Genomic DNA, 26,599 nt, shown 5'->3' with positions numbered 1-26,599 from the left:
CTCCCTATAACATGAGTTGCTAATTCATTAGCCTTACAAATACCCATTTGAGCATTAATTAATCACAACTTATCTTAGCTTTTCAATTACAGCAACAGTTTTGTTATTATCTTTGGTTACTATTCAGCAAATGACAAAAAATCTTGCGCTAGGTTTGTGTTTTTATAACACTTATGTCGTTGACATTGACGTTTGATGACAGTCACTTCTGTTACAGAAAGTGCACCACAAGGCGTAAGATGGTAGGTGATAGTGATTGTTAGCTGTTTTCGTAATAGGTGTACGTTATCACCAGAGTTGCCAACTGCATTAATACATAAAAGAGATCAACTGTATGTCCCTAGGTTTGGTTCGTTTAAAGGCAAAAGCTGATCGGCGGTTACGTGCCGGTCATATATGGATATTCAGCAATGAAGTGGATACAAAAGTAACTCCCTTAGGGCAGTTTCAGCCAGGCGAACAGGTCGTGGTGGAAAATGCAGCAGGAAAACCCTTAGGTATTGCTTATATCAATCCGAATACGCTGATCTGCGGGAGACTTATTAGTCGAGATATACAATACAAGCTGGATAAGTCGCTGTTAGTTCATCGTTTGAATGTTGCGATGTCTTTACGAGATCGAATGTTCGATAAACCTTTTTATCGATTAGCGTTTGGCGATAGCGATAATCTTCCTGGCTTAGTTATTGACCGCTTTGATGATGTGGCTGTTGTACAAATTGCAACAGCGGGAATGGAAGCAATCAAAGAAGATATCATTGCAGCACTACAGCAGGTGATTAACCCTAAAGGTATTCTGTTCAAAAATGATTCACAAGTACGTCAAATAGAAGGGTTAGATGAGTATACTGAAATTGGTGCTGGAGATGTGCCTAATCAGGTTAAGTTGATAGAAAATAATGCTTATTTTATGGCTCCAGTTATTGATGGCCAGAAAACAGGTTGGTTTTATGATCATCGAATGAATCGTCAGCGTGTATTAAATTATGTAAAAGATAAGCGGGTACTGGATGTATTCAGTTATGTTGGTGGTTGGGGAATTCAGTCAGCCGTTGCAGGTGCGAGTGAAACTCTGTGTATTGATGCATCAGAACATGCGTTGCATTTTGTCAGAGAAAATGCGGCACTGAATAATGTAAACACACGTGTTAATACCATTAAAGCGGATGCATTTAATGCGTTGCGGGATTTGCGGGACGAAGAAGAAAAGTTTGATGTGATTATTATTGATCCTCCAGCATTTATAAAGCGTCGAAAAGATCAAGCAGCAGGTGAGCAAGCCTATCGAAGAATTAATGAGCTTGCCATGCGTCTATTAACGCGAGACGGAATTTTGGTGTCAGCATCTTGCTCAATGCATCTAAAACGGGAAACACTATTGGATACATTACGTCAAAGTAGTCGTCACTTAGATCGTCATTTACAAATATTAGAACAAGGGCATCAAGGGCCTGACCATCCTGTGCTACCTGCTATACCTGAGACGGACTATCTCAAAGCCTTTATTGCGCGCATCGTATATTAAGCTGCTATAAGGTATACCCACTGGTAAAGCATGTGCGCGCCAGTGGGTATAACACGACTTAGCTGTTTTCGCGAAGCGAGATAACAGGCCAGCCACGTTGTTCAGCTACTTGACTAAGCTGTGGGTCCGGGTCAACGACAACGGGATTCTCTACTGTTTCCAGTAAAGGTAAATCATTGTGAGAGTCGCTGTAGAAGAAGCTGCCTGCCAGGCTATGTTGTGTTTGTTCCAGCCAGGCGTGTAAACGCTTAACTTTTCCTGCCTGAAAGCACGGTATACCAAAGGGCTTCCCTGTATATTCGTGGTTGACTTCTTCTGGTGTAGTCGCAATGAGCTGGTCTACATTAAGCCGTTGGGCGATAGGTGTGGTGACAAAGGCATTGGTAGCGGTAATAATCACTAAGATGTCACCTCGTTGCCGATGATGGTTGAGTAATTCTTCAGCTTTGGGTTGAAACATAGGCTCAATTTTTTGTTGCATAAATAACTGGTGCCAGTTATCCAGCGCTTGCCTGGGATGTTTGCCGAGTGGTTCAAGTGCGAAATTTAAAAACTCATCAATATCCAGAGTACCTTGTACGTATTGATCAAAGTAGGCTTCATGGGCATCCAGAAAGCTAGCGTCTGCAATGCCTTGTTCGACCATGAATTCGCCCCAGGCCAGGTCGCTATCACCGTTGATTAAGGTATGGTCAAGATCAAAAAGTGCTAATGCCACAATATTCACCTACTTTATGGAAACAACTTAGCAGGCCATTATAGTCATTTGTTAACGAAATGTGAGGGAATCAGTCAATGTTTGAAGGGGAAGGGGGTTACCCTGAAACAATAGGGGTTATTTTAGCAGGAGGTTTATCTTCGCGCATGAAGCAGGATAAAGCGCAATTAGTATTGCCCAGTGGAAAAAATTTACTGGCCCATGCGGAGAATCTGATGGCATCACTGCCACTGAGAGAGGTAATTGTCAGTGGTAAGCAAGGTGTACAGGACATCTATCCAAAAAGAGGTCCGCTCGGTGGAATTCTTGCTATTGCTAAGCGTTACCCAGGAAAGCGGTTATTAGTTATACCTGTCGATATGCCGTTGCTTAAGCCAGAAGTTCTGAATAAACTGTTGATAACGAATAATCCAAATAATGTACCTGTCGTATACTTGGGTTATCCTTTACCTTTGTTATTGTCTTTGACTGAAGAAGTTGTAGATTATTTAAACGATGCTATGCAAGGCTTAAAATCTGCATCAATAAAATCCATGTTAATGGAACTTCAATATATTCAGTTACCAGCGATAAATGAAGAGTATTTTTTTAATTGTAATACGCCAGAAGAATTTACGTTTATTTGCCAGCAATTGAACTGAAGAAAAAAACGTATTTACCAGCCTTCTACACCTGACATATCGGGTAATTCGTGAGCGATTCCCTTATGACAATCAATACAGGTTTTTTCACCACTTGCGAGTGCTGTTGAATGCTGTTGAGAGGCTCGTTGGCTTTGGGCAGTGAAGTCCATATAATCAAAGTTATGGCAATTTCTACATTCTAACGAGTCGTTTGCTTTTAGTCTGGCCCATTCATGCTCTGCTAGCTCCCGGCGTTTATTTAAAAACTTTTCTCGGGTATTAATTGTGCCAAATAATTTACCCCACACTTCTTTTGAGGCTTGCATTTTGCGCGCAATTTTATCGGTCCAGTCATGTGGTACATGGCAGTCTGAGCATTTTGCTCGAACACCTGATCGGTTGGTAAAATGTATAGTATTCTGTAGTTCGTTATAAACGTTATCACGCATTTCGTGACAGCCAATGCAAAATGTTTCAGTATTGGTAAACTCCATGGCTGTATTAAAGCCGCCCCAAAAAATGATGCCAGCAATAAAGCCACCGATTGTCAGAAATCCCAGGCTAAAATGAATACTGGGGTGCCATAAGAGTTTCCAATAGTGTTTAATTTTATTCCACACAATGATGCCTTAATTTTTATTGGTTTCAATTACTTCATACATATCTTTAAACAGGTTTTTAACCATAGGCGTTGAGTTTGATTGTGTGACATGGCATTGTTGGCAAAAATAGCGTCGTGGTGATATTTCCGCCCTAAAGTTTCCATCTCTATCCATAAAATGGGTCACACTCACCATGGGGGCTTGTGATGCTTGTGTACGCTCTCTACTGTGGCATGACATACATTTATTGGTATTCAAGTCTACCTGATAGTTACGAATTTTATGGGGAATAATAGGGGGTTGCATGGGGTAGTTACGTTCTTGACGAATGTCTGTATTTAATACATTTGCCATCGATGGTGGGTCTGCTTCTTCTGTAATTGTTTGATTAGGACGCAATGTTGTAATGTTTTCTTCAGCGAATACAACGATTGCGATTAATAATAGTGCTGGAAAAAGTAGTCTAATTTTATTCATGGTTAATCACCCTTAGCCTATACTTTGACAACTTTAACTGCACACTTTTTGAAATCCGTTTGCTTGGATATGGGATCAGTGGCATCGAGTGTAACTTTGTTAATTAACTGACTGGCATCGAACCAGGGAACAAAAACCAAACCTTTAGGTGGTTTATTTCGTCCCCTTGTTTCTATCCGGGTTTGGATGGCTCCTCGACGGGAAACTACTTTAACTGAGTCTCCTCGTCGTAAACCTCGTGATCGTGCATCTTCGGGATGCATGTATACAACCGCATCAGGAAATGCCATATATAGTTCGGGTACACGTTGGGTCATTGAGCCTGAGTGCCAGTGTTCCAGTATTCTTCCGGTACATAGCCACAAGTCATATTCGTTGTCGGGTGATTCTGCAGGCGGTTCATAGGGCAAAGCAAAAATAATGGCTCTGCCATCAGGCTTACCATAAAAATAAATATCTTGTCCTGATTTGACATAAGGGTCAAAACCCTCTCGGTAACGCCATTTGGTCTCTTTACCATCAACCACAGGCCATCGAAGACCCCGTGTTTCATGGTAAACTTCAAAGCTTGCTAAGTCATGTCCATGGCCTCGACCAAAGGTTGCATATTCTTCAAAAAGCCCTTTTTGGAGGTAAAAACCAAATGCTTGAGACTCATCATTATCATAGCCTTCGGTTATATCTTTTAATGGATATTGATCCACATGACTATTTTTAAATAATACGTCAAATAATGTTTTATTTTTATAACTAGGATTTTTGTCTAAGATATCGGCTGGCCATACTTCATCTGTAGTAAAGTATTTCGAGAACTCAACAATTTGCCATAAATCAGATTTAGCATCACCTGGTGCCTTAACTAATTGATGCCAAAACTGTGTACGCCGCTCAGCATTACCATAGGCACCTTCTTTTTCAATCCACATTGCAGTGGGTAAAATTAAATCAGCTGCTTGGGCTGTAACCGTGGGATAAGCATCCGATACAACAATAAAATTATCAGGGTTTCGATAACCTGGATAGCCTTCCTGATTAAGGTTGGCTGCAGCTTGAAGATTATTATTTACTTGAATCCAATAAGCATTGATAACACTATCTTTTAACATTCTATTTTGTTCAACGGCATGAAAACCTGGTTTTCCTGGGATAATGTTATTGGGAATTTTCCATATTTTTTCTGCGATTGCTCTATGTTCAGGGTTTTTTACCACCATGTCCGCGGGCAGTCGATGACAAAATGTTCCGACTTCACGAGCAGTACCACAAGCAGAGGGTTGTCCTGTCAGTGAAAAGGGGCTGTTACCAGGAGAAGCAATTTTACCTGTTAATAAATGAATATTATAAATAAGGTTATTGCACCATACGCCTCGGGTATGCTGATTAAAGCCCATCGTCCAAAATGAGGTGACTTTTGTTTTGGGATCAGCATACAGTTCGGCAAGTTGGTTTAGTTTTTCGACAGAAACCCCTGATAATTTAGCAACATAATCGGCAGTGTAGGTACTGACGAACTTAGCAAATTCATCAATGGTAATGGGTTTTGAGCCGCCAGGGTTATCAGCAAATTCCGCACTTTTTTGTAGAGGATGTTCAGGCCGAAGTCCATAGCCAATATCCTGATTACCTAAGTGAAAATTAACATGTTTATTCACAAAATCATGGTTTATTTTATCATTACTAATAATGTAGTGCGCAATGAAATTGAGAATGGCTAAGTCTGTTTGAGGCGTAAAAATAATGGGAATATCGGCTAATTCAAAGCAGCGATGCTCATAGGTTGATAATACAGCGACTTTTACATGGGGATAACTAAGACGTCGATCAGTGAGCCGAGTCCAAAGAATGGGGTGCATTTCTGCCATATTAGATCCCCAAAGGACAAATGCATCAGCATGTTCAAGATCATCATAGCACCCCATAGGTTCATCAACGCCAAAGGTTCGCATAAAACCGGCTACAGCACTTGCCATACAGTGGCGCGCATTGGGTTCAATATTATTGGAGCGAAAGCCCGCTTTCATCAGTTTTACGCCAGCGTAGCCTTCCCAGACTGTCCATTGTCCTGATCCAAACATACCTACGGAAGTTGGTCCTTTCTTGTTGAGTGCTTGTTTAAATTTATCAGCCATTACAGTAAAGGCTTGTTCCCAGGACACAGGCGTAAACTCACCATTTTTATCGTATTTTCCATTGCTCATACGCAGTAATGGTTGGGTTAGACGGTCTTCACCGTATAAAATTTTGGAAAGAAAATAGCCTTTGACACAATTTAATCCACGGTTGACTTCGCTTTTAATATCGCCATGCGTAGCTACCACTCGCCCATCTTTTGTTGCTACATGAACACTGCATCCAGTGCCACAAAAACGACATGGCGCTTTATTCCAGTGCAAAGAGGTTTTTTCAGCAGAGGTAATAATATTACTGGTTTCTGCTGTTATGGGCAGCCCTGCAGCAGTAGCAGCGGCAAAGGCTGCTTGTGCTTTAATGAAGGCTCTTCTAGAAAAACTCATGGACAACCTCTTCGTCAGCTGCGTAATGAAAAACCAATTGGCAGGAAAGAACATAAGGTAAATGGCTGAATATTTTTAGACTGTTCATTAAACTTGAATAGTCTGGCGATTCTAACAAGGCAATAATTTTTCCTTGTCCATCTGTGCCATATACTTCCGTGCCTGTCTGTGACTGAAGCGCAGGAATGACTTGTGTATTCTTATCTGGAAGACAGTAAATAATGATGCTGCTAATGTGTGGTAATAAATGGGAGTCATTTGGCATGGAATCATTCCATTATTTTTTAGGGAAAACAGGTACTTGACTATGGCGTGTTATTGGGTGTGTGGCTCAGAGAGGGCATGTTAACCAGGAGGGCCGGGTGGACCTGTTAATATCTGACTTATCCAAACAATAAAACCAAAGCCACCTACAAAAATGACAGATAATAATGGGGCAAGAATAACGGTCAAAAATAAAAAAAGAAGGAGCTCTTCATGTTTTTGCTTTTTGATATTGTCTGTCATAAGGCGCTCCAATTATTACTGATGAATTTATTGTAGTGTGGTAAGCCTTGGACGAGATTAAATTTAGTTGTTAGTACCGGAAATATAGGTAAGGTACAGTTAAGACTATATCTGAAAGAATAAAGTTGCCTTTTGATTTATAGAAATTTTTTAAATAGATTGTTGGGCTTTAAAAAAATAATGACATTAGAACGCCATAAAGAATAAATATTACCTATTAATGGGTATGTGCTTTTTGTTTGTAGTTTATTTTTTATTAAAAATTAAAAAAGATTCATAATTGATCATCTTCTCCAAAATTATGTGATTTTCTCATTTCGTTGTCTTTAACCATCATGAAGATGAAGGTGTATTAGTGATGACGGCTACATTTGCTGCTTATAATGTATGCTGTGATACTTGTTTTAAGCTGAAGGATTAAAGTTAATAAATGTCAGTAGCAAGTAAGGTCTGGTACAAGGAAATGTAACAATTATAAGGAACAACCATTGCTGATCGAAACAACTGTTTTATATGTACGTTAGTTTATTGTTTGATGTGGCATATTGTTGAAGAGATGTTTAAAGCTGCAGAACAACTTTTTGTTATGCTTAGAGTAAAGGCTCAAATTACTGGGGGCCGGAAGCCCGTATTAGAATTGCTCTAGGGTAGTGGTTTGTGGAACAATGACTCAGATGATAAATACACGATATTGCGATGCAGGCTATGGTAGAGAGCCGTCCCGAAAATCAATGTGGCGTAGGCGGTATAGATCCTGATGGTTTCAGGCCAAATGTGGGGATTATCCTCATTAATAATGATGCACAAGTATTATGGGCTCGACGGCGAGGGCAGGATGCTTGGCAATTTCCGCAAGGTGGCATCAACCCAGAGGAGTCCCCTGAACAAGCAATGTATCGTGAGCTACATGAAGAGATAGGCTTGTTGCCTGAGGATGTAGGGATTATTGGTTGCACACGAGGTTGGCTGCGGTATCGCTTACCAAAACGATTAGTGCGCTATAATACGATACCCATTTGTGTTGGCCAGAAACAAAAATGGTACTTACTTAGGCTGTTAGTGGATGATAGTAAAGTGTGTGTCTCTCAAGGAGAAAGCCCTGAGTTTGATGCATGGCGCTGGGTGAGTTACTGGTATCCTCTAGGACAGGTGATTACCTTTAAGCGTGAAGTGTACCGGCGGGCTATGAAAGAGCTGGCGTCTCGACTTTACCGCGTTAGTCAGGAGTGATACAAGTAAACGTTCACTGCACTCAGTGAAGTGGAAGAACAATGTAAATCTTAAGTGCCATCTGGGTTTTTGGCATGATTGATTATGAACTGGATTTGACACACGATGCTCAATACATTGCGGAGGATTGTTCAGGATGTAAATGCAGCGCATGATTTGCAGTCTGCGTTGGCAATTATTGTGGCTGAAGTCCGTAAAGCAATGAACACGGAAGTCTGTTCGGTTTACTTGTTTGATCAAGACACCAGTGAATATACCTTACGCGCGACAGAAGGCCTGAAAAAGTCAGCAATAGGCATTCGGCTTGGACGTTCTGAAGGACTTGTGGGCCAAGTTGGTTTACGTGAAGAACCTATTAACCTTGATGATGCACCTTCTCACCCTAAATACCGTTATTTGGAAGAAACGGGAGAAGCGCCTTTCCATGCCTTTCTAGGCGTACCGATTATCCACCACCGAAAGATCTTAGGCGTATTAGTTGTTCAGCAGCGTGAACGTAGGTGTTTTGAAGAAAGTGAAGAGTCTTTCTTAGTCACGATGTCTGCCCAGTTAGCGGGTGTTATTGCCCATGCTGAAGCCACAGGTGCCATTAAGCAAGATAGTTATTCTCAAGTCGGAGAATTGAAACAGACAGCTCGCTTTAATGGGGTTGCTGGTGCACCTGGGGTAGCCATTGGTGTTGCTGTGGCCGTTTTACCTCCTGCTTATTTAAGTGGTGTTCCTGATCAAACTTGCGAAGATATTGATGCTGAATTAGCGCATTTTCAACATGCGCTTGAGTCTGTCAGAGATGACTTGCGTAAAACGTCCGCGAAACTTGCTGATCATATTCGTCCTGAAGAGCAGGCGTTATTTGATGTCTACTTGCGTATGCTTGATGATAATGCACTGGGTGCAGAAGTGAGTGATTTAATTCGTCAAGGTCAGTGGGCTCAAGGTGCTTTACGGCGAGTTATTGATGAGCATGTACGCAATTTTGAAATGATGGAAGATCCTTATTTACGAGAACGTGCAGTTGATGTGAAGGATCTGGGGCGTAGAGTACTAGCTTATCTTCAAGAACAACAGACGATAAACATCCAGTATCCAGATCAAACTATTCTGGTCAGTGAAGAGCTAACACCTGTCATGCTGGGCGAAGTTGCCAAGGAAAAACTGGTTGGCCTGGTGTCTGTGCAAGGTTCTGGGAACTCTCATGTTGCTATTTTGGCTCGGGCTATGGGGATACCAACGGTTATGGGCGCGTTGGATTTACCTTATACCCAATTGAATGGCAAACAGCTGATTGTAGATGGCAATGTTGGACGGGTTTATTTAAGTCCTTCAGATGAATTAAGGGCTTATTATCAAGAAGTTGTAGATGAAGAAAAGCTATTTATTGCGGGTTTAGAGTCCCTTAAAAACTTACCTTGTGTCTCATTGGATAACTGTCGTATACCCCTGTGGGTTAATACAGGACTTATCACGGATGTCATGCGTTCACTGGATCGGGGAGCCGAAGGTGTTGGGCTTTACCGGACAGAAGTGCCGTTTATGATTCGTGAGCGCTTTCCTAGTGAGAATGAACAACAGGAAATATACCGCAGTCAACTTGAGGCCTTTGCACCTAATCCTGTGACTATGCGTACGTTAGATATTGGTGGTGATAAATCACTATCATACTTCCCAATTAAAGAGGATAACCCTTTCTTAGGCTGGCGAGGTATCAGAGTCACACTGGATCACCCTGAAATTTTCCTGGTACAGATTCGAGCCATGCTTAAGGCAAGTGTCGGGTTAAATAATTTACGCATTATGTTGCCAATGATATCCAGTGTGTCTGAAGTGGATGATGCTTTACATCTCATTCATCGTGCTCATGGTGAAGTCGTCAATGAGGGAGGGAATGTCGTATTACCTCCTATAGGCGTGATGATTGAAGTGCCTGCTGCGGTGTATCAGGTAACAGAGTTAGCGCGTCGAGTTGATTTTATTTCTATTGGTAGTAATGACCTGACCCAGTATCTATTAGCGGTTGATCGAAATAACCCGCGGGTAGCAGAGCTTTATCATTCGTTTCATCCCGCAGTACTAACTGCACTACAAGCTGTTGTGAGAGATACGCATCGTGTTGGTAAACCTGTGAGTATATGTGGTGAAATGGCGGGTGATCCTGTCGCTTCCTTGCTGTTAGTGGCTATGGGGTTTGATGTGCTGTCCATGAACGCAACTAATTTACCTAAAGTTAAATGGTTACTACGGCAGATTTCTGTTAGTTGGGCCAAAGAACTTTTACAGTCAGTGCTGAAAATGGATAACCCTCATTTGATTAGTAGCACGATTGAACTGGCTTTACGTAAAAAAGGGTTAGGAAAAATAATTACACCTAGTAAAGCGTAGTAACACACTTTAACGTCAACGCTTTACTCCTTTCATCCTGTTTCTACAAAAACATGTTATTACTAAGCTTTTATCTTACTTTGGGCGCCTTGGCGGGTATATTGGCTGGCTTGTTTGGCATTGGTGGTGGTTTAATTATTGTCCCCGTACTTTTGTACAGTTTTTCCTTTCAAGATATTTCCCCAGCAGTTGTAACCCACTTGGCTATTGGCACTTCACTGGCGTCTATAGCGGTTACTGCATCTAGTTCAATGGTTGCTCATTTACGCCAAAGCTTACTGTCTTGGCGACAGTTTATTGGGTTGGTGATGGGGGTTGTATTGGGGAGTGGTTTGGGGGGCTGGCTTGCTACATTTTTGGGTGGTGAATGGTTAATAAGAGCTTTTGGTGCTTTTGCTATGGTTATGGCGGTACAGATGCTGATATGCAAAACAAAGGCTTCTGCAGGTCATGTAGCAGGACAATTGCCAGGGCTTTCACGACAGATTACTTATGGTGGAGTGATCGGCTCAATCTCTGCCATTTTTGGTATTGGTGGTGGAACCCTGACGGTTCCCGCATTACGTTGGCATAATGTATCTATGCAGCAAGCTGTAGCGATTGCGGCAACCTGTAGTTTCCCGTTGGCGACTGTTGGTGCGATAAGTTATGGCTGGCATGGGTGGGGACACCAAGGATTACCAGAGTGGTCCACAGGTTATGTCTATTGGCCTGCGTTATTAGGCATCAATGCCACGAGTATCTGGTTTGCAAAACTCGGTGCTAAGTTTGCACATCAATTACCAGAAGATAAACTGCAGCTGGCATTTGCTGTTGTTTTGTTTGTAGTGGGTATTGATTTTTTGCTGTTCACATAATAGCCATCGAAGCAAGCTGCTAAGCACGTTATAATGCCTGGATGACTCATTATTCTTCATGACGAGGAGAAGGATTACACTGTGTATGTACATGATATAGATCCTATAGCACTCCAATTAGGTCCTTTAAAAGTACATTGGTATGGTTTGATGTACTTAGTTGGCTTTGCTGCGGGCTGGGCATTAATGTCGTATAGGGCCAAGCGGTCAAATGGGCTTTGGCAGGTGGAGCAGGTTTCAGATCTACTGTTTTATATTGCACTTGGTGTCATATTAGGTGGACGAATTGGTTCTATGTTGTTTTACCATTTTGATGCCTGGCTAGAGAACCCGTTGCAAGTATTTAAGGTTTGGGATGGCGGGATGTCATTTCATGGTGGGTTACTTGGCGTACTCATCGCGATGTATTTTTATGGCAAAAAAATCAATAAATCATTTTTCCAAATGACAGATTTTATTGCGCCCATGGTGCCGTTAGGGTTAGCGGCAGGAAGAGTCGGTAACTTTATTAATGGTGAACTCTATGGTCGAGTGACTGATGTATCCTGGGCAATGATTTTTCCTCAAGGTGGTTCGATACCTCGTCACCCATCTATGCTTTATGAAGGCGCTTTAGAAGGGGTTTTGTTATTTATCGTACTCTGGTGGTATTCACGTAAGCCAAGACCTCGTGTGGCCATTTCAGGTCTCTTCTTGTTAGGTTATGGGCTAGCCCGTTTTACTGTAGAGTTTTTCCGTGAACCGGATAGTCATTTGGGTTTTATAGCGTTTGATTGGTTGACGATGGGGCAGTTACTCACAGTGCCCATGATTATCTTAGGCATTGCTTTTATTGTTTATGCTTACCGTTGCCGTGCGTTGGTGGATGGAATGAATACAGATGACCGCACGTATATGCAACATCATGCGTCAGTAGCTAATGAGCAGGTGAAATAAAGATGAAACAGTATTTAGCCCTTATGCAACATGTGTATGAGCATGGCGTTTATAGAAATGACCGGACTGGGACAGGCTCTTACAGTGTTTTTGGCTATCAAATGCGGTTTGATCTACAACAGGGATTTCCCTTGGTAACTACCAAGAAATGTCATCTGCGGTCAATTATTCACGAACTGTTATGGTTTTTAAAAGGTGATACGAATATTCACTACTTGCAGGAAAATGGTGTCTCTATATGGAATGAATGGGCTACAGATGAGGGAGAGTTAGGCCCTGTATATGGTAAGCAGTGGCGTTCCTGGGAAGGTGCTAATGGTGAAGTTGTAGATCAGATTAGCCAGCTTATTTATGATATTAAAAATAATCCTAATTCTCGCCGACTAGTGGTAAGCGCTTGGAATCCTACGGTATTACCTGATACGTCGTTATCACCAAAAGACAATGCAGCAACTGGGAAACAAGCACTGCCACCTTGTCACTGTTTGTTTCAGTTCTATGTTGCTGATGGAAAACTGTCGTGCCAGCTTTATCAAAGAAGTGCTGATATTTTTATTGGTGTACCTTTTAATATTGCATCTTATGCACTATTAACCATGATGATCGCCCAGGTATGTGATTTGCAACTTGGTGAGTTTGTTCATACATTAGGTGATGCACATTTATATGCTAATCACTTGGAACAGGCTAAAATGCAGTTGGAGCGAACCCCTCTGCCATTACCAATAATGCGAATTAATCAAGATATTAAAGATTTATTTGCATTCACCTTTGAAGATTTTTCTTTAGAAAACTACCAATTTCACCCGCATATTAAGGCGCCAATTGCTGTGTAATAGAAAAGCATAGTAATGCAAATGATTCGCTTTTTTTGATAGTTGGCTAATAAGTTTGTGAAGGGCACTTATTTATTATAAGTGCCCTTTTTTTATGCATGATTACGCTTTATTACAGATATCGTTGTCGTGAAGATTTAGTGTCTCAAGTAAAGTGCAACTTGGTTATCAAATTTTTTGAGGGGGAGATTTTTTTATTGAGCCCGTTCACAGAGTAGGCCGATACTAATTATGTTAACTTTTGTCTTAATGTAGCATTCTTGGGATTAATAGTCGCGTTTCACTAAACTTTTCTTGTTATTTAGCCTGTTGTCATTACCCCTGAAACTTTATGTATTTCCTGACGTAAGCTGTTGTGATCAGGCAAACGTATAGTGTTGTTTAATTGTATACCTATTAGAAAGGATTTTAGTAGGTATAAGTTGGTACTTATGAGAAGGAACACAAGACTGATGTTGACGAAATCCTGGAAATTAATACGTCGTGTATTTGGTGTTAGCAGTGTTATTTTTATTATGCTACCTCATATTGCTAAAGCACAAGATATGAACAATGAGGTAGGATTATTTTTTAATCAGGCGACGTATCAGTGTATGTTGACTCAACAAGCCATTAAGGATTATATGTTGTTAGGCGTTGAAGTGGATGTTGCTCAAACGTCAGTTGAAATGGACGAAAGTATTAAAGCTTTTGAAAACATGCTTAAAGATTTTAAGAAAAAGGAATTATCAGAAACTTTAAAAAGTGCTATGAAAAAACTTGAGCAAGACTGGCAATTGACTAAGCCATTTTTAACGAAAAAAGCGACTAAGTATGGTGGAGAACAGCTGTTAGTAAGAAATGTTGAGTTATATAAAAGTTGTAGTCAGTTTGTTGAAACTGTGGCTCAAGGTATTTCATCACGTCATAAAAATATGTTGATGGCAACAGCTAAACAAAGAATTTTAGCGCAGCAAATGGTTTTATATTACACAGCTTATACCTGGGGATTTAGAGATCCTCAAATAGAAGATGCATTATCAAAATTCAATAAAGAATTTCATGTTGGTGTAATTTTACTTGGTAAAAATAACACTAACGTGGCAGATATAAATAATGCTACCAAAAAAATAAAGTCACATTGGATATATGCTAAAACAGGTATGAGTAAGTACCATGAAAAGCAGTTTGTTCCGCATTTAGTTGCGTCATCAATGGGCTCTATTGTTAGAGAGTTAAATAAAATTGTGAGCTTATATCAGGATTTAATTGACAGAAAGGTTTAGATTCTGAAACTGACTTGGAAGATAGTCAGTGTTTTAATAGCGTTAGTTGGACCGTCAATAGATGAAGCCCCAGTCGCTAAGTTTTATCAGTGGCTGGGGGAAAGTGGGTTAATTATTCTTGTAAAAGTGGCATTTCCACGATCCATGGTGGTAAGCCTTAGGTTAGTTTATATAAAAGTGCTTCTGTAAAAATAATATAGTAATGGTACTTACATATGTACGTCTACCACTAACCTGTCATTTGAGTGAAATAGAGCTGTCCATACAATCGCTAGTAGCATGAAACATCTGACAGCTAAAATATTAGTTTCTTATCTGCTTAGAGGAACTAATCCTCATCAAAATAAACAGCGGTATAAGCATCTTCCATATTAATTTTATTGAGATACTTCATCCATGTTTTTTCCACAAAGGTTGAAGGTGCTGCTTCGCCGCGAACAACTCTGACAAAGTTAGCTTCATCCTCTGATAGTGGTTCTCGAGAACCCTCACTGAGTGATTTTAAGGCATCACCTAGAGAAGTCAGGGTGTTAGCTTCTCTTATTGAGAAAAAACCAGACCGCTGAAATCCATAAGGAAAGTGTGCATCATCAAAGAAGCGTTTGGCGGTCTTAAAGCTTTGACTGAGTGTAGCTGTACTCATCGGCCATATCCTATCGAATGTGACTAACCTATAGCATTTCTATAGTGAGTAAACCACCAGTATTCCTGAGTTGGTTCAAGGTAATCAATATGCCAAAATTCAGCTAATGTCAATTACAAAACACACTAATTTTTGGCAATCGATAGGCGCTATTTTACAGGGACTCAAAAGCGTTCATTTCAGTGTTAAGCAAACACTAATAAGAAACGCTCATTTTAGTAACTAGTACGTCGCGCCTGGTAGGCTAACTGGGACTTAACTGCGGTTGTGCTGTTTAGCTTGTTGGCGACGTATAGTTAAAGAGAGAAAAGTGTAATCAGCTTTGTAACAGAGCGTTCTTTTTTTGCAAATCTACACCGCAGTTAGAAAGCGTTGATTAAGGGTTAAAGTCGTCGGCTTCACCCATTAGAAAGGCTATGCATTTTTTAGTGTAGTTTTCCTGTTTTTCTGCAGGCACTTTATCTTCTCTTGCCCATTCCTTACAAGTTTCTGCAGCTTCTTGGCGGATTTCTGCCTCAGTGGCATTTTGATTTGAGCGAGCTTCAGCCAAGGCAAGATTGCTCCAGCAAAAAGAGAGAATAATGCTCAATGCTGTAGAGAGTAATAACTTCATTAATGCAGATCCTTTGTATAAAGTGTGATCAGTATGAAAGGTATTGTATTATTCAAAATAATGAATACTTTTCAGTTCGTAATTTCCGTATTGTTTTAGGTATAGTGATAAATGCTTTGTTTTCTAAATAAATTATCGTAAGGGGGCACTTTTACATCAAGGTAAGCCATTAAAAATTGCTGCATCAAAAAAGATAATTTTAACTTTAGTCACCCTCTTCGATAGGTAATATCAATTTATTAAGGCTGCTCTAATTTTGTCCATATTGTGATGCTTTAATCAGTATCACTTAAAGTGTTAATTTTAGCGTTATATATAGTTTAATACTCAGCTTTTATAAGCAAATCGTAGAAAAAACAGTTAAGTTAACTGTCGATATTATGATCTGACTATTGCAAGCTTTTTATGTTGCAATGGTGGAACAATAATTTTTTATTTAGTGAGTAACTTTGCAGTTTAACCTTTACCTGGTCGAAGAGAGGGATAGTGTGTTTGCTTGATATTTTGTGCACTAATTATTGTTTGGGTGGTGTATAGTAACTATTTAGCTTAATATGGTGTAGTCAATGTGGCTTTCCACTACCGCTTGAGTAGCTTTTTATAAACCCTCAACGTTATTTCCCCACATTATTTGTGAATTTATGAAGTGTATTGACTGTTTCTTCAGCATAAAAGGTTAATAAGATAAGCTGCTCATTGTTAGTGATGTTATATTATGGTTGATTTCACTAAACCCTGTTAGTAAATGTACGCATAGCTAAAGCAATATCGACCACGAAGGTTAAATAATCAACACACTTTTTTGAGGCAGTATGCTTGATCTGTATTATCGTCACCAAGGGCTGCAAGGTAATCCGCCAGTGGTTTTACTACATGGTCTATTTGGTTCGCTGGAAAACTTAGGTTCTGTGGCCAAGGCACTTGCAGAGGAGTTTTCTGTTTATTCAGTTGATTTACGCAACCATGGTCGTTCCCCTCACCATGACATGATGAACTACGAATTAATGGCAGGTGATATCATTCGGCTGTTAGATACGCTTAGCTTGGCTAAGGTTATGATTGTGGGACACTCAATGGGTGGAAAGGTGGCTATGGAAGTTGCCTTGCGGGCACCTGATCGTGTTTCAGGGGTAGTTGTTGCTGATATTGCTCCTGTTCGTTACTCACCGCACCACCAACAGGTTTTTGCTGGACTTCAAGCGTTGACATTATCATCTATTACTTCTAGAGCTCAGGCTGACCGGGATTTATCTGTCTATGTCGATGAATCTGCTGTGCGGAGTTTCTTGTTAAAAAACTTAGTTAAAACGTCAGCTTCTGGCTTTCAGTGGCGAATGAACCTTTCTGCTATTGCTAAGCATTATGAACATATCATGGCAGGGCAGAGTAGTGACTCATCCTATGAAAAGCCTGTTTTGTTCATTAAGGGGGGGGCTTCTGATTATATTCAGCCACGCCATCAGGAGGCTATTTTGTCGTTGTTCCCTTCAGCGGGTGTAAAAGTGGTACAAAATGCGGGCCATTGGCTGCATGCAGAAAAGCCAACTATTTTTAACAGATTGGTCAGTCAGTTTTTGAATTCAATATTGCTTACGGCATAAAAGCGTTTTGCTTCTGACATGCCTTTAAAATCCTTCCCAAAGAGTATTGCTTGTGTTCTATGCTAAAGAGTGAAAATACTGCTATTTGTGATATTAAAACATGGTCAGTAAGTGGGCTTTACTCTTTGTAGTGTTGTTTATTGGTCCTGCGTGTTGTGGGAGTGAACCCCTGGTGATTGCAGCAACGGAATGGGCTCCTTATTCAGGTTCACAGTTACTCAACAAAGGCTTTTCTCCAGAATTATTTACGGTTGTGATGTCAAGGAAAGGCTATGAGGTTGATGTGGTTATACTGCCTTGGTCAAGAGCATTGAAAGGCACTTATGAAGGTACATTTGATGCGTTACTTGATGTTTGGTATAGCGATGAGCGAGCAAAAAAGCTAATTTTTTCCAAACCTTATATGACAAATCGGGTTAAATTTATTAAGCGTGTGGATAGTAAGATCAAAAGTACGGACTTTGCTGACTTAAGGCATTATGAGATAGGTGTGGTCCGTGACTATGCGTATGAGCCTCAGTTTGATCAGAGTCCAGTGCTTAAGAAGTCTTCAGAAAGAACATTCCTGGTGAATTTATACAAACTTGTTAAGCGTAGAATAGATTTGACGCTAGAGGATGAATTTGTCGCTCGTTTTGAAATTGCTCACAAAGCCCCCGAACTTCAAGACCTGGTTACTTTTTTACCAACACCGCTATCAGAAAATAATCTTTATGTAGGATTCAGCAAAAAGAATAAGCATGTGGAAACCTTGGTGAGTGACTTTGATGATAGTTTAAGAGCGCTCATTCTTGATGGAACCTATGAACGTCTTAAAGCAAAGCATGGTATTTTATGGCGTTGGGATTATTATCCTTAGCAGTGGCATAGCATAGCGCAGCGCATTCAACGAAATGTTAATGAAGGCTTTGATTACTGTTGATAGGAAAGCAGTCTTTTTGCCCCATACTCTCGCTGTCATGACTGGTAAGTCCGATCATTTCATCATAGGCTGAGTAGTGTATATGCTCAGTATCACATATCTGAAGCCCATCAAATGCATCTCGTACGCTGGATAAACTAGGAAAAACCCGCGGTTTATTATCTTTGTCATTTAAAATCAAGAATTTTCGATCATGAATCTGAACCTCTGCCATGTATATATCACCTTCAAAAGACAGGATTAATAACCGGTGGATGGGGAGGTGGTGGTTACGAATACGTTTCAGGTTCATTGAGAGCCCCCATAGGGTGCCAGCTTGGTGGCTACCTTTTAAATGTAGTCAAGAAAGCTGTGCTCAACCAACAATAAAAGGATTAGGTGAGTTTTGCCAATCAATGGATGGATAAGGGGTATAGCTATACTGTATTAGTATTAAAATTATTACAGTGTTGCAAACGTTAGATAGGAAGAAAAGTCGTTGTAGCTACTCCTCTCACCAAGAAGTTGATTGTTCGATCATTTTTGCTTGATACGATCTGTGCCATCATATCTTGCAGCATGATCATTTTACCGAAAAGCCGTTCAAAGCTAAGGTTAACAGCATCCTGCTGTAAGGAATTGGTAATCAAGAATGGTTTACCAGAAGCATTTTTTCGAGATTGTAAACGCCAGGCAAGAATTTCTATGTTTCGAGCGCTGTTATAGAGTTTCTGTTGGTCTAGTTCATCCAGAATGAAAAACTCATCATGATAGTCATAGCTTTGGCGAATCATATCGGTTAAGCCTGCCATCATTGCCATGACCCGATCGCCTGTAAATGAGCCATCAAACGCAAGCAGGATTGCATCTGTACCTGCTTTACGATTTAGTTCAGGTAGGCGCACAGGGCCATAGTGATTAAAAAGAAGGGCTTGGCGTTGTTTTATCGTTGCTCCAGATTTATACAACTCCCGAGGGTTTCGCTTATATAATTTTTCCATTAGTGTGGTTAGGTGTTTTCGTATTTCTGCTCGAACAGTGTCGGCGACAAAGTCTGTATCAGACTTAGCAAGATTTTCTACACGAAAAGGCTGGTTCCCACAACCTGAAAGTAGAGCCATACAACAGAAAATGTATATGCACTTTTTGCAACGCTGAAACACTGTGCTCACCAATTAAAAAAACATATTGCAAATAATTATAGTTAAAAAGAATAACTCGCTGTTAATAAGTAGGCTCTACTCATGTTTAGAAGTGCCCTTATTTTAAATACGTTCGTACATGTTGAATCACTGCTATTGGTTTTTGCAGCTTTATAAAAAGGATGTCATTTTCGCTGACGGTTAACAGCAAGTGTAAGTTGAAAATGATAGGTTTCCTGTTATGTACTACTAGACAGTCATCTCTAATTTTTTTTGTTTTGAGTATAGTATTAATTTCATAAACAAGATCTGAGTAAATATTTTTATGCGAAGTAATTTATACTCTTTTGCTTTTGCGCTGCTGTTGTTACTCATTAATGGTTGTAGTGTTATGACAGAAAGCGAGTGTCGGATGGCTGATTGGCATACTGTAGGTTTTGAAGATGGTACTCAAGGCTACTTAAGTTCCAGAATTGGAGTCTATCGTAAAGATTGTTCGGACTACTCAGTCGTTCCTGATTTGGAAGCTTATCAGGCTGGTTACCAGTTAGGTCTACAACGTTACTGTACTGAGTCCCGAGGGTATGCCGAAGGAGAGCAAGGAAAACAATATAAAGGCGTTTGTCCTGGTTCACTAGAAACGCGTTTTTTATCCGGCTATCAGAGGGGATATAACGTATACCAGGCTAGACAGCGCTGGTATGCGATAAAACAGAGGCTTTCGGCATTAAGGCAGGATTTGAATTCATTAAGAACAGAACTTTCAGCAAAAGAACATGAACTTATAGAGCAGGGCGATCATATCCAGAAGCGATCAGAGCTAATGGACTCTATGAATCGCTTACGGGCAAGAGAGTTTCAAATCCAAAGTGAGCTGTTTAGGTTGCAAAGTGATGCGCGCTGGGCGAAAGAAGAATATGAAATTATTCGCCTTAGAAACAGTAGGTAAGTGTTCCTGTGGTTATTTTGTTATAGTATTTAAAACATCTGCCCAGATTGTTTCATACCTTTACTGAGTTATCATAGTTAATTGCAGAGAGTAACAAATTAAGTTTGCCTAAACACAGTCTTTCGTTGATTTCACCCATAGATATTGCCTGAGTGGGTAAACTTTTGTAACGGTTGTATAGTTTTATTTTGGCTTAATATGCATAAAAACAAAAAAATCCTAGTTGTTGATGACGATACCGAAATTAGAACGCTGTTACGAGAATACCTTGAGCGCTCGGGATTTTCAGTGTTAGAGGCGGCTGATGGGGTATCTCTTTTTGAACAGTTTCCTGCTGAAGATATCGATATCGTCCTTTTAGATGTTATGTTGCCTGGTGATGATGGTTTTACGCTGTGCCAAAAGATTCGTAAGGTATCATTGGTACCGATCATTATGTTAACGGCAAGTTCTGATGATGCAGATCGGATCGTTGGGTTAGAAATGGGGGCTGATGATTACATGGCAAAGCCCTTTAATCCAAGAGAGTTACTCGCCCGAATCAAGGCTATCATGCGTCGGGTTGAGACCCATCAGCAGCCCGTTGAAACGAAACCTGCTAGCAATCCTCGTTATTACAAGTTTGCAGGCTGGACCTTAGATACGACAAGCAGACAGTTAATGCGTGAAGGAGAACAACAGTACCCACTCACCGGCGCTGACTTTGCTTTGTTAATGCTTTTCCTTGAGCATCCTCAACGTATACTCAAGCGTGATGAGATCTCTGACTTAACCCGGGGTAGAGAGTCCAGTCCGTTTGATCGTTCAATTGATGTTCATGTTAGCCGACTCAGGCATCGGTTAGGTGATGACGGCAAAAATCCTCAAATTATCAAAACGGTTCGTGGCGCAGGCTATGTGCTTGCTGTAGAAGTCAGTGTGGCTGATGAGTTGGATTAGACGTTTTTGGCCGAAATCGTTAGTAGGGCGTTTAGCCAGTGTATTAGTGCTCGCCATAACTGCAGTGCAATTGATTAGTAGTGCTATTTGGATGACTCAGGCACGCTTTGCTGAGGAGCAGGAAGTCAGCCGTATGGCAGAGCATATGGCATTAAGCATGGCTTCAACCGTTAAATTTTTTAATTCTCTTCCTGTTAAATATCGACATATTGTACTTGATCAGTTGCGTAATATGGGAGGAAGCCGTTTTTTTGTCAGTATTAATAAAGAGCTTATTTTAATTAATGAGTTTCCAGAAAAACGGATTCACCATATTGTGATCAGTGAGTTCAATAAAGTGCTAAGGCAAGAGTTAGGTAAAACTCAGCATATTATTGTCAAGTTTTCTGATCCAGATACCCTTCATGTGTTTAATAATGATGTGTTGTTGACGGACTTGCCTCCACGTTGGGCTCATCATAGCCTGTTAATGAAGCCGTTATCGCCACCCATTCTGGTGACACAAATTAAGGTGTCAGAGAATGAATGGTTATATGTGGCTGCTTTAATACCTCACCCTTCGTTTATTTCTGAGCGAGAGTTTTTATCTACAGAGCGGCTGATCTTTTTAGGTTTGATGCTGATTGTTTTGTTAATGGTGTCGTTTTGGGTCGTGACATGGCTGGCTAAACCATTAGAGCGGCTGTCAAAAGCCGCAGATGAGCTTGGGAGAGATCTTGAACAGCCACCTTTACCTGAAGAGGGAAGTCAGGAAATGGTTTGGGCTGCAAAAGCCTTTAATGCAATGCAATATCGGTTACAGCGTTATATTGATGATAGAGCACGATTATTTGCAACTATTTCCCATGATTTAAAAACACCTATCACTCGAATGCGTTTACGGGCAGAAATGTTATCTGACGATATGCAGCGAGAACGATTTTGTCAGGATTTAGCCGATTTGGATTTAATGGTAAAAGGGGCTTTGCAGTGTGTAAAAGAGACGGATGTTCATGAAAACCAGGTGCCTATCGATATTATGGCGATGCTAAGGCGATTAAAAGATGATGCTTCAATGGCTGGGCATGAAGTCACTTTGATAGGCAGTAATTGTAAGATGTTTATTGGTAAACCATTAGCAATTAAACGAGCACTGACTAATTTACTGGATAATGCGATTGCTTATGGTAAGCGAGCAGATGCATCTGTTGTTGATTCTCCTCAAAAACTCGTCATCACCATTCGTGATTATGGTCCAGGGTTGCTACAAGATGATTTAGAAAAGGTGTTTGAGCCTTATTATCGTAGTCAGGGAAATGTTTCTAAATCAGGTATAAGAGGATTAGGGCTAGGCATTGTTCGTAGTATTGCTCGAGCACATGGTGGGGAAGTCATTTTAAAAAATCACCCTGAAGGGGGATTAATAGCTGAACTGACGTTACCCCGAAAATAATTTAATCCTTATTTTAGCTGAACGATAAGTGCTGCAATTTTAATTATTGTTGTTTAGCCTGCACTATATAAAAAAAAATTAACTGAGATGTAAGTTATGAGTCATTGGCTAAAGCACACCACAGCTTTGTTATTAATGTTAATTGCTCAAACCTCTTGGGCGACGACAGAAGTTGAAATTTTACACTGGTGGACCTCTGCAGGAGAAGTTCGTGCAGTCAATGAGCTTAAAAAGGCAATGGCAAACGTTGGTTACCAATGGGTAGATTCAAGTGTAAGAGGTGGTGGGGGAGAAACGGCAATGACTGTTTTGAAGTCTCGAGTATTAGCTGCTAACCCACCATTAGCCGCTCAAATAAAAGGTAAGGAAATTCAAGAATGGGCTAAATTGGGATTCTTGTCTGATTTATCTTCTGTGAGCCAAGAACAAAACTGGTCGGCACTATTGCCGCCTTTTGTTGCCAAGATAATGCAGCATAAAGGTAAGTTCGTTGCAGTCCCTTTTAATATTCACAAGGTTAATTGGATTTGGCTAAATAAGGATGTGTTCCGAAAATATAATCTGCCGATTCCTACCTCCTGGGTCATGTTAAATGAGGTTGCTACTAAATTGCAGGCAAAAGGGGTTACCCCAATAGCGCTAAGTAATCAGGCATGGCAACAAGCCATCATCTTTGAAATAGTTGCGCTTGGTATTGGTGGTAGTGAGTTTTACCACAAGGCCTTTGTCGAAAATGATATTGATACACTTGAAAGCCAGAAAATGATTAAAGTTTTAAAACAGTTCAAGCGGTTAAGTGTTTACTATGATGATGAAGCTCAAGGTAGAGACTGGGATGCAGCCTCTGAGATGGTGATTGAAGGCCGTGCGGCCATGCAAATAATGGGGGATTGGGCCAAAGGTGAGTTCTTGGCGGCAGGAAAAGTGGCGGGCGTGGATTTTACGTGTATTCCTGCGCCAGGCACTGAGGATAGCTTTATTTATAATATTGATAGTTTTGTGATGTTTGATGTACAAGATTCTGAGAAGCAAAAAGCACAGTCAGCATTAGCAAAAATAATAATGACACCCGATTTTCAAAAAGCCTTTAATTTACGTAAAGGCTCTATTCCGGTTCGTAATGATGTGCCATTAGATCAGTTTGATGAATGTGCTCAATTATCTCATCAGTCATTGGAGGCTGCTGCTAAAACAGGAAATTTATTACCGAGTTATACTCAGTATATGGCGACAACATCTGATACTGGTGGTGCTATTTACGAGGTAATAACGGCTTTTTTTAGAGACCCCAGTATGACGCCTGAGACGGCGGCCCACCGGTTGGTCGCTGTTGTAAAAGCCGCTATGGGAAATTAATTAACACTCGGTCAATATCACTCTACTGTAGATAGTTTATTTAACTGATAGTCAGCGGTGTAACTGCTTATTTTTGACTATAGTTGCTATCAATTGAGTTTACTTTGCCGTGGGTTGTAAGTTTGAAGTCTACCTACCTGATTATTCTTTTCATCTTTAGTGCTATTGTTTTTCGGCCATCGTTAGCTTCTGAACAGCCTCTTTTAATTTTTGCAACAGAACCCTGGCCTCCTTACTTTGGACCCAGTTTATTGCGCCAGGGATATATGGTTGATGTTTTGCAAAGTGTTTTAAATTCTGCAGGGTATCAAGTAAGGATTGATTATATCGGATGGAAAAGAGCATTAGCTCAAGCTAAAAAAGGGAAGTACACAGGAATTATTGGCCTTTATTATACAGAAGATCGTGAAGCTCACTTCAGGTTTTCACCACCACTTGCCAAAAGCACGGTTTGTCTTTACCAACGATACAGCAAAAGAAATCAATTAATGCTTGATGATATTTCCCAGTATCGTTTAGGGGTTGTAACAAATGATACGTTAGCAAAAGGGATTCTTGATAGTAGGGGACTGGTTGCTACAGTCGATGCAAGCCAAACAGTCATTGTTGATGCTTTGCTCTCAGGTAATTTAGATGCATTAGTTGCGACTGCTGAAGTATTTGAATATTCATTAAAATCCCACTCTGATCAACAGTATAGGAATATACAAACTATGTCTCCTGTACTCTCAACACATGATTTATTTATTGGGTTTTCTAAAACCTGGCCTGGTATTGATCATGTTGTGTCTAAGTTTGAGGAGCATTATTTAAAACTACAGGAGCAAGGTGTTATTAAAGCGATTCAGGTATTACACAATATAGATAAACAATATGACGTAAAAGGCAGGGAGTAGGAAAGTTGTTGGTTTAAAAAGGACAGGGACTCAATGGTCCCTGTAAAGTCCACAGGACTGAATAACAGCCTTGCACTTGGGAGAAATGGGATGCTTGGCATCCCTGAAGTAATATGGCTAGCATATTACTTCAAAATAAAATCACTATACCCTTACGGGTATAAGTGTCATGCCGTCATTCACAAGGTTGTGAATAACATTAGTCAACACACAATACTTTAAGCGTATTGGTTCCACCTTGAGAGTGGGCGCGGTCACCTTTAGTGATGATAATTAAATCACCAGTGCTGACATGACCTGCATTTTTGAGTGCCTGAATTGCATGACGGTTAACTTCTTTACCTGGGATTGTGTCAGTTTCAAATGGAATTGGCATTACACCACGGTAAAGGGCAACACGGTTTTGCGTATCTTTATGCCGAGAAAAGGCAAACACTGGAATAGAAGAGCGAATTCGAGACATTAACAGTGGCGTTGCCCCTGACTCAGTCATACAAATAATCGCTTTTACACCTTGCAGATGGTTAGCTGTGTACATTGCTGCGAGTGCAATGGACTCATCAATATTCTGGAAGGGTTCATCCAGGCGGTGTTTTGAACGGTGAGCCGCAGGGTGTAACTCAGCACCTACACAAACACTGGCCATTGCTTCAACAGTTTGCACTGGGTATTTACCAGCAGCTGTTTCAGCAGACAGCATAACTGCATCTGTTCCATCCAAAACGGCATTAGCTACGTCAGACACTTCAGCACGGGTTGGCATTGGACTAGTGATCATTGACTCCATCATTTGAGTCGCAGTGATTACCACGCGATCCAAGCTTCTGGCACGATCAATAATGTGTTTTTGCACAGCAACCAGCGTTGCGTTGCCAATTTCAACACCTAAGTCACCACGCGCAACCATTACCCCTTCAGAAGCACGAATGATTGAATCGAGTACTTCATCATCAGCAACAGCTTCAGCACGCTCAATTTTGGCAATCAAACCTGCTTTAGAGCCAGCTTCTTGCAAAAGTTGACGCGCCTCATCCATATCTTCTGCTGAACGAGGGAAAGATACTGCTACATAGTCAACACCGATTTGGGCGGCGACTTTGATATCTGCTTTATCTTTATCCGTGAGGGCTTTGGCAGATAAACCACCACCTTGACGGTTAATACCCTTGTTATTGGAGAGAGGGCCACCAATTAGTACTTCTGTGATGACTTCATGCTCAGTAACACCTGTCACACGAAGTTCAACACGACCATCATCCAATAGCAGAATATCGCCTGGACGGGAGTCCGCGATTAATGCTTCATAGTCGATACCGACGCGTTCTTTGTCTCCAGCATTCTTGTCCAGAGATTTATCCAGAGTAAACGTCTGACCAACTTCCAGCTCAACTTTGCTTTCTTGGAATCGCGCTATGCGAATCTTGGGACCTTGAAGGTCCCCAAGAATCGCCACGAAAGCATTTTGACGTTTAGCGGCTTCACGTACTAGTTCAGCGCGTTTTAGGTGATCTTCAGGTTCGCCATGTGAGAAATTCAGGCGAACCACATTAACGCCCGCTTTGATCATTTTCTCTAATGTTGCTAAGTCATTAGAGGCAGGACCTAAGGTGGCTACGATTTTAGTTCTACGAATGCTTCCCATGGCTTATGCTCCTACGC

26 protein-coding genes are annotated in these 26,599 nt (G+C 40.7%); 15 read left to right on the top strand and 11 right to left on the bottom strand.

Going from position 1 to position 26,599, the window contains the following annotated elements; translation table 11 throughout:
- Positions 1 to 334: 334 nt before the first annotated feature.
- Entirely contained in the window at positions 335 to 1,525 is a 1,191-nt protein-coding gene (locus tag ACQ96U_RS14980; protein ID WP_431722082.1) for a class I SAM-dependent rRNA methyltransferase, read from the top strand.
- 58 nt (positions 1,526 to 1,583) lie between these two features.
- Here the strand turns inward: ACQ96U_RS14980 and ACQ96U_RS14975 are convergent, their stop codons facing one another.
- On the bottom strand, positions 1,584 to 2,243 hold the full coding sequence (locus ACQ96U_RS14975; protein WP_431722081.1) for an HAD family hydrolase: 660 nt from the start codon (positions 2,241 to 2,243) through the stop codon (positions 1,584 to 1,586).
- A gap of 77 nt (positions 2,244 to 2,320) precedes the next feature.
- Between ACQ96U_RS14975 and mobA the strand changes: the two genes are divergently transcribed.
- A complete protein-coding gene (gene mobA, locus ACQ96U_RS14970) occupies positions 2,321 to 2,884 on the top strand; it encodes a molybdenum cofactor guanylyltransferase (RefSeq protein ID WP_431722080.1) in 564 nt (187 codons plus the stop codon).
- Positions 2,885 to 2,898: 14 nt separating this feature from the next.
- On the opposite strand, the gene ACQ96U_RS14965 is transcribed toward mobA, so the two are convergent.
- From ACQ96U_RS14965 to napE, 5 genes are all read right to left on the bottom strand, one after another.
- Positions 2,899 to 3,486: a cytochrome c3 family protein gene (locus tag ACQ96U_RS14965; protein ID WP_431722079.1), complete on the bottom strand. Its 588-nt coding sequence runs from the start codon at positions 3,484 to 3,486 to the stop codon at positions 2,899 to 2,901.
- Positions 3,487 to 3,495: 9 nt separating this feature from the next.
- Positions 3,496 to 3,945 carry a nitrate reductase cytochrome c-type subunit gene (locus tag ACQ96U_RS14960; RefSeq protein WP_431722078.1) on the bottom strand — a complete coding sequence of 150 codons (450 nt, stop codon included), beginning with the start codon at positions 3,943 to 3,945 and terminating at the stop codon, positions 3,496 to 3,498.
- A 17-nt stretch (positions 3,946 to 3,962) separates the two neighbouring features.
- Positions 3,963 to 6,458: a nitrate reductase catalytic subunit NapA gene (gene napA / locus ACQ96U_RS14955; RefSeq protein WP_431722077.1), complete on the bottom strand. Its 2,496-nt coding sequence runs from the start codon at positions 6,456 to 6,458 to the stop codon at positions 3,963 to 3,965.
- Positions 6,445 to 6,723: a chaperone NapD gene (locus ACQ96U_RS14950; RefSeq protein WP_431722076.1), complete on the bottom strand. Its 279-nt coding sequence runs from the start codon at positions 6,721 to 6,723 to the stop codon at positions 6,445 to 6,447. The genes napA and ACQ96U_RS14950 overlap by 14 nt, the downstream gene beginning before the upstream one ends.
- Positions 6,724 to 6,803: 80 nt before the next feature.
- Positions 6,804 to 6,965 (bottom strand): periplasmic nitrate reductase, NapE protein, encoded by a 162-nt coding sequence (napE, locus tag ACQ96U_RS14945; protein WP_431722075.1) that lies wholly within the window; start codon positions 6,963 to 6,965, stop codon positions 6,804 to 6,806.
- Positions 6,966 to 7,670: 705 nt separating this feature from the next.
- Here napE and rppH point away from each other — a divergent pair.
- The 6 genes from rppH to ACQ96U_RS14915 all read left to right on the top strand — a co-directional run bounded on the left by rppH (position 7,671) and on the right by ACQ96U_RS14915 (position 14,468).
- Positions 7,671 to 8,195 (top strand): RNA pyrophosphohydrolase, encoded by a 525-nt coding sequence (gene rppH, locus ACQ96U_RS14940; protein WP_431722074.1) that lies wholly within the window; start codon positions 7,671 to 7,673, stop codon positions 8,193 to 8,195.
- Positions 8,196 to 8,300: 105 nt separating this feature from the next.
- Complete coding sequence (ptsP, locus tag ACQ96U_RS14935; protein WP_431722073.1) at positions 8,301 to 10,574, top strand: phosphoenolpyruvate--protein phosphotransferase; 2,274 nt, start codon at positions 8,301 to 8,303, stop codon at positions 10,572 to 10,574.
- Between the two features lie 53 nt (positions 10,575 to 10,627).
- Positions 10,628 to 11,431, top strand: coding sequence for a sulfite exporter TauE/SafE family protein (locus tag ACQ96U_RS14930; RefSeq protein ID WP_431722072.1), 804 nt, complete (start codon positions 10,628 to 10,630; stop codon positions 11,429 to 11,431).
- 81 nt (positions 11,432 to 11,512) lie between these two features.
- A complete protein-coding gene (lgt, locus tag ACQ96U_RS14925) occupies positions 11,513 to 12,367 on the top strand; it encodes a prolipoprotein diacylglyceryl transferase (RefSeq protein ID WP_431722071.1) in 855 nt (284 codons plus the stop codon).
- Between the two features lie 2 nt (positions 12,368 to 12,369).
- Positions 12,370 to 13,203, top strand: a complete 834-nt coding sequence (locus ACQ96U_RS14920; protein WP_431722070.1) for a thymidylate synthase — start codon at positions 12,370 to 12,372, stop codon at positions 13,201 to 13,203.
- A 452-nt stretch (positions 13,204 to 13,655) separates the two neighbouring features.
- The gene (locus ACQ96U_RS14915; protein ID WP_431722069.1) at positions 13,656 to 14,468 is read left to right on the top strand and encodes a hypothetical protein; all 813 of its coding nucleotides are present in this window, start codon (positions 13,656 to 13,658) and stop codon (positions 14,466 to 14,468) included.
- Between the two features lie 328 nt (positions 14,469 to 14,796).
- Here the strand turns inward: ACQ96U_RS14915 and maoP are convergent, their stop codons facing one another.
- Positions 14,797 to 15,111, bottom strand: a complete 315-nt coding sequence (gene maoP, locus ACQ96U_RS14910) for a DUF413 domain-containing protein (protein WP_431722068.1) — start codon at positions 15,109 to 15,111, stop codon at positions 14,797 to 14,799.
- A 376-nt stretch (positions 15,112 to 15,487) separates the two neighbouring features.
- Positions 15,488 to 15,724: a hypothetical protein gene (locus ACQ96U_RS14905; RefSeq protein WP_431722067.1), complete on the bottom strand. Its 237-nt coding sequence runs from the start codon at positions 15,722 to 15,724 to the stop codon at positions 15,488 to 15,490.
- Between the two features lie 812 nt (positions 15,725 to 16,536).
- Between ACQ96U_RS14905 and ACQ96U_RS14900 the strand changes: the two genes are divergently transcribed.
- The gene (locus ACQ96U_RS14900; RefSeq protein WP_431722066.1) at positions 16,537 to 17,325 is read left to right on the top strand and encodes an alpha/beta fold hydrolase; all 789 of its coding nucleotides are present in this window, start codon (positions 16,537 to 16,539) and stop codon (positions 17,323 to 17,325) included.
- Between the two features lie 100 nt (positions 17,326 to 17,425).
- Positions 17,426 to 18,184 carry a substrate-binding periplasmic protein gene (locus ACQ96U_RS14895; protein WP_431722065.1) on the top strand — a complete coding sequence of 253 codons (759 nt, stop codon included), beginning with the start codon at positions 17,426 to 17,428 and terminating at the stop codon, positions 18,182 to 18,184.
- 37 nt (positions 18,185 to 18,221) lie between these two features.
- On the opposite strand, the gene ACQ96U_RS14890 is transcribed toward ACQ96U_RS14895, so the two are convergent.
- Together ACQ96U_RS14890 and ACQ96U_RS14885 are read right to left on the bottom strand one after the other, a co-directional pair.
- Positions 18,222 to 18,539: a DUF6482 family protein gene (locus ACQ96U_RS14890; protein ID WP_431722064.1), complete on the bottom strand. Its 318-nt coding sequence runs from the start codon at positions 18,537 to 18,539 to the stop codon at positions 18,222 to 18,224.
- Positions 18,540 to 18,705: 166 nt separating this feature from the next.
- Positions 18,706 to 19,347 carry a hypothetical protein gene (locus ACQ96U_RS14885; RefSeq protein ID WP_431722063.1) on the bottom strand — a complete coding sequence of 214 codons (642 nt, stop codon included), beginning with the start codon at positions 19,345 to 19,347 and terminating at the stop codon, positions 18,706 to 18,708.
- A gap of 346 nt (positions 19,348 to 19,693) precedes the next feature.
- Between ACQ96U_RS14885 and ACQ96U_RS14880 the strand changes: the two genes are divergently transcribed.
- From ACQ96U_RS14880 to ACQ96U_RS14860, 5 genes are all read left to right on the top strand, one after another.
- A complete protein-coding gene (locus ACQ96U_RS14880) occupies positions 19,694 to 20,317 on the top strand; it encodes a DUF2799 domain-containing protein (RefSeq protein ID WP_431722062.1) in 624 nt (207 codons plus the stop codon).
- 198 nt (positions 20,318 to 20,515) lie between these two features.
- On the top strand, positions 20,516 to 21,256 hold the full coding sequence (locus tag ACQ96U_RS14875; protein ID WP_431722061.1) for a response regulator: 741 nt from the start codon (positions 20,516 to 20,518) through the stop codon (positions 21,254 to 21,256).
- Entirely contained in the window at positions 21,243 to 22,688 is a 1,446-nt protein-coding gene (locus ACQ96U_RS14870) for an ATP-binding protein (protein WP_431722060.1), read from the top strand. The genes ACQ96U_RS14875 and ACQ96U_RS14870 overlap by 14 nt, the downstream gene beginning before the upstream one ends.
- A gap of 96 nt (positions 22,689 to 22,784) precedes the next feature.
- Positions 22,785 to 24,044 (top strand): ABC transporter substrate-binding protein, encoded by a 1,260-nt coding sequence (locus ACQ96U_RS14865; RefSeq protein ID WP_431722059.1) that lies wholly within the window; start codon positions 22,785 to 22,787, stop codon positions 24,042 to 24,044.
- Positions 24,045 to 24,166: 122 nt separating this feature from the next.
- Positions 24,167 to 24,940, top strand: a complete 774-nt coding sequence (locus ACQ96U_RS14860; protein WP_431722058.1) for a substrate-binding periplasmic protein — start codon at positions 24,167 to 24,169, stop codon at positions 24,938 to 24,940.
- A gap of 199 nt (positions 24,941 to 25,139) precedes the next feature.
- Here the strand turns inward: ACQ96U_RS14860 and pyk are convergent, their stop codons facing one another.
- Complete coding sequence (gene pyk, locus ACQ96U_RS14855; RefSeq protein ID WP_431722057.1) at positions 25,140 to 26,582, bottom strand: pyruvate kinase; 1,443 nt, start codon at positions 26,580 to 26,582, stop codon at positions 25,140 to 25,142.
- Positions 26,583 to 26,599: the final 17 nt, after the last annotated feature.

The sequence above is a fragment of the Zooshikella sp. RANM57 genome (genome assembly GCF_050749885.1).
Classification (GTDB): domain Bacteria; phylum Pseudomonadota; class Gammaproteobacteria; order Pseudomonadales; family Zooshikellaceae; genus Zooshikella.
This window is presented reverse-complemented; position numbering and strand designations above follow the sequence as displayed.

Coding starts and splice junctions, on each gene's coding strand:
- ACQ96U_RS14980 (WP_431722082.1), top strand. CDS start 335: ATGTCCCTAGGTTTGGTTCGTTTAAAGGCAAAAGCTGATCGGCGGTTA.
- mobA (WP_431722080.1), top strand. CDS start 2,321: ATGTTTGAAGGGGAAGGGGGTTACCCTGAAACAATAGGGGTTATTTTA.
- ACQ96U_RS14960 (WP_431722078.1), bottom strand. CDS start 3,945: ATGAATAAAATTAGACTACTTTTTCCAGCACTATTATTAATCGCAATC.
- napA (WP_431722077.1), bottom strand. CDS start 6,458: ATGAGTTTTTCTAGAAGAGCCTTCATTAAAGCACAAGCAGCCTTTGCC.
- ACQ96U_RS14950 (WP_431722076.1), bottom strand. CDS start 6,723: ATGCCAAATGACTCCCATTTATTACCACACATTAGCAGCATCATTATT.
- napE (WP_431722075.1), bottom strand. CDS start 6,965: ATGACAGACAATATCAAAAAGCAAAAACATGAAGAGCTCCTTCTTTTT.
- rppH (WP_431722074.1), top strand. CDS start 7,671: ATGGTAGAGAGCCGTCCCGAAAATCAATGTGGCGTAGGCGGTATAGAT.
- ptsP (WP_431722073.1), top strand. CDS start 8,301: ATGCTCAATACATTGCGGAGGATTGTTCAGGATGTAAATGCAGCGCAT.
- ACQ96U_RS14930 (WP_431722072.1), top strand. CDS start 10,628: ATGTTATTACTAAGCTTTTATCTTACTTTGGGCGCCTTGGCGGGTATA.
- ACQ96U_RS14920 (WP_431722070.1), top strand. CDS start 12,370: ATGAAACAGTATTTAGCCCTTATGCAACATGTGTATGAGCATGGCGTT.
- ACQ96U_RS14915 (WP_431722069.1), top strand. CDS start 13,656: ATGTTGACGAAATCCTGGAAATTAATACGTCGTGTATTTGGTGTTAGC.
- maoP (WP_431722068.1), bottom strand. CDS start 15,111: ATGAGTACAGCTACACTCAGTCAAAGCTTTAAGACCGCCAAACGCTTC.
- ACQ96U_RS14905 (WP_431722067.1), bottom strand. CDS start 15,724: ATGAAGTTATTACTCTCTACAGCATTGAGCATTATTCTCTCTTTTTGC.
- ACQ96U_RS14900 (WP_431722066.1), top strand. CDS start 16,537: ATGCTTGATCTGTATTATCGTCACCAAGGGCTGCAAGGTAATCCGCCA.
- ACQ96U_RS14895 (WP_431722065.1), top strand. CDS start 17,426: ATGGTCAGTAAGTGGGCTTTACTCTTTGTAGTGTTGTTTATTGGTCCT.
- ACQ96U_RS14890 (WP_431722064.1), bottom strand. CDS start 18,539: ATGAACCTGAAACGTATTCGTAACCACCACCTCCCCATCCACCGGTTA.
- ACQ96U_RS14885 (WP_431722063.1), bottom strand. CDS start 19,347: ATGGCTCTACTTTCAGGTTGTGGGAACCAGCCTTTTCGTGTAGAAAAT.
- ACQ96U_RS14880 (WP_431722062.1), top strand. CDS start 19,694: ATGCGAAGTAATTTATACTCTTTTGCTTTTGCGCTGCTGTTGTTACTC.
- ACQ96U_RS14875 (WP_431722061.1), top strand. CDS start 20,516: ATGCATAAAAACAAAAAAATCCTAGTTGTTGATGACGATACCGAAATT.
- ACQ96U_RS14870 (WP_431722060.1), top strand. CDS start 21,243: ATGAGTTGGATTAGACGTTTTTGGCCGAAATCGTTAGTAGGGCGTTTA.
- ACQ96U_RS14865 (WP_431722059.1), top strand. CDS start 22,785: ATGAGTCATTGGCTAAAGCACACCACAGCTTTGTTATTAATGTTAATT.
- pyk (WP_431722057.1), bottom strand. CDS start 26,582: ATGGGAAGCATTCGTAGAACTAAAATCGTAGCCACCTTAGGTCCTGCC.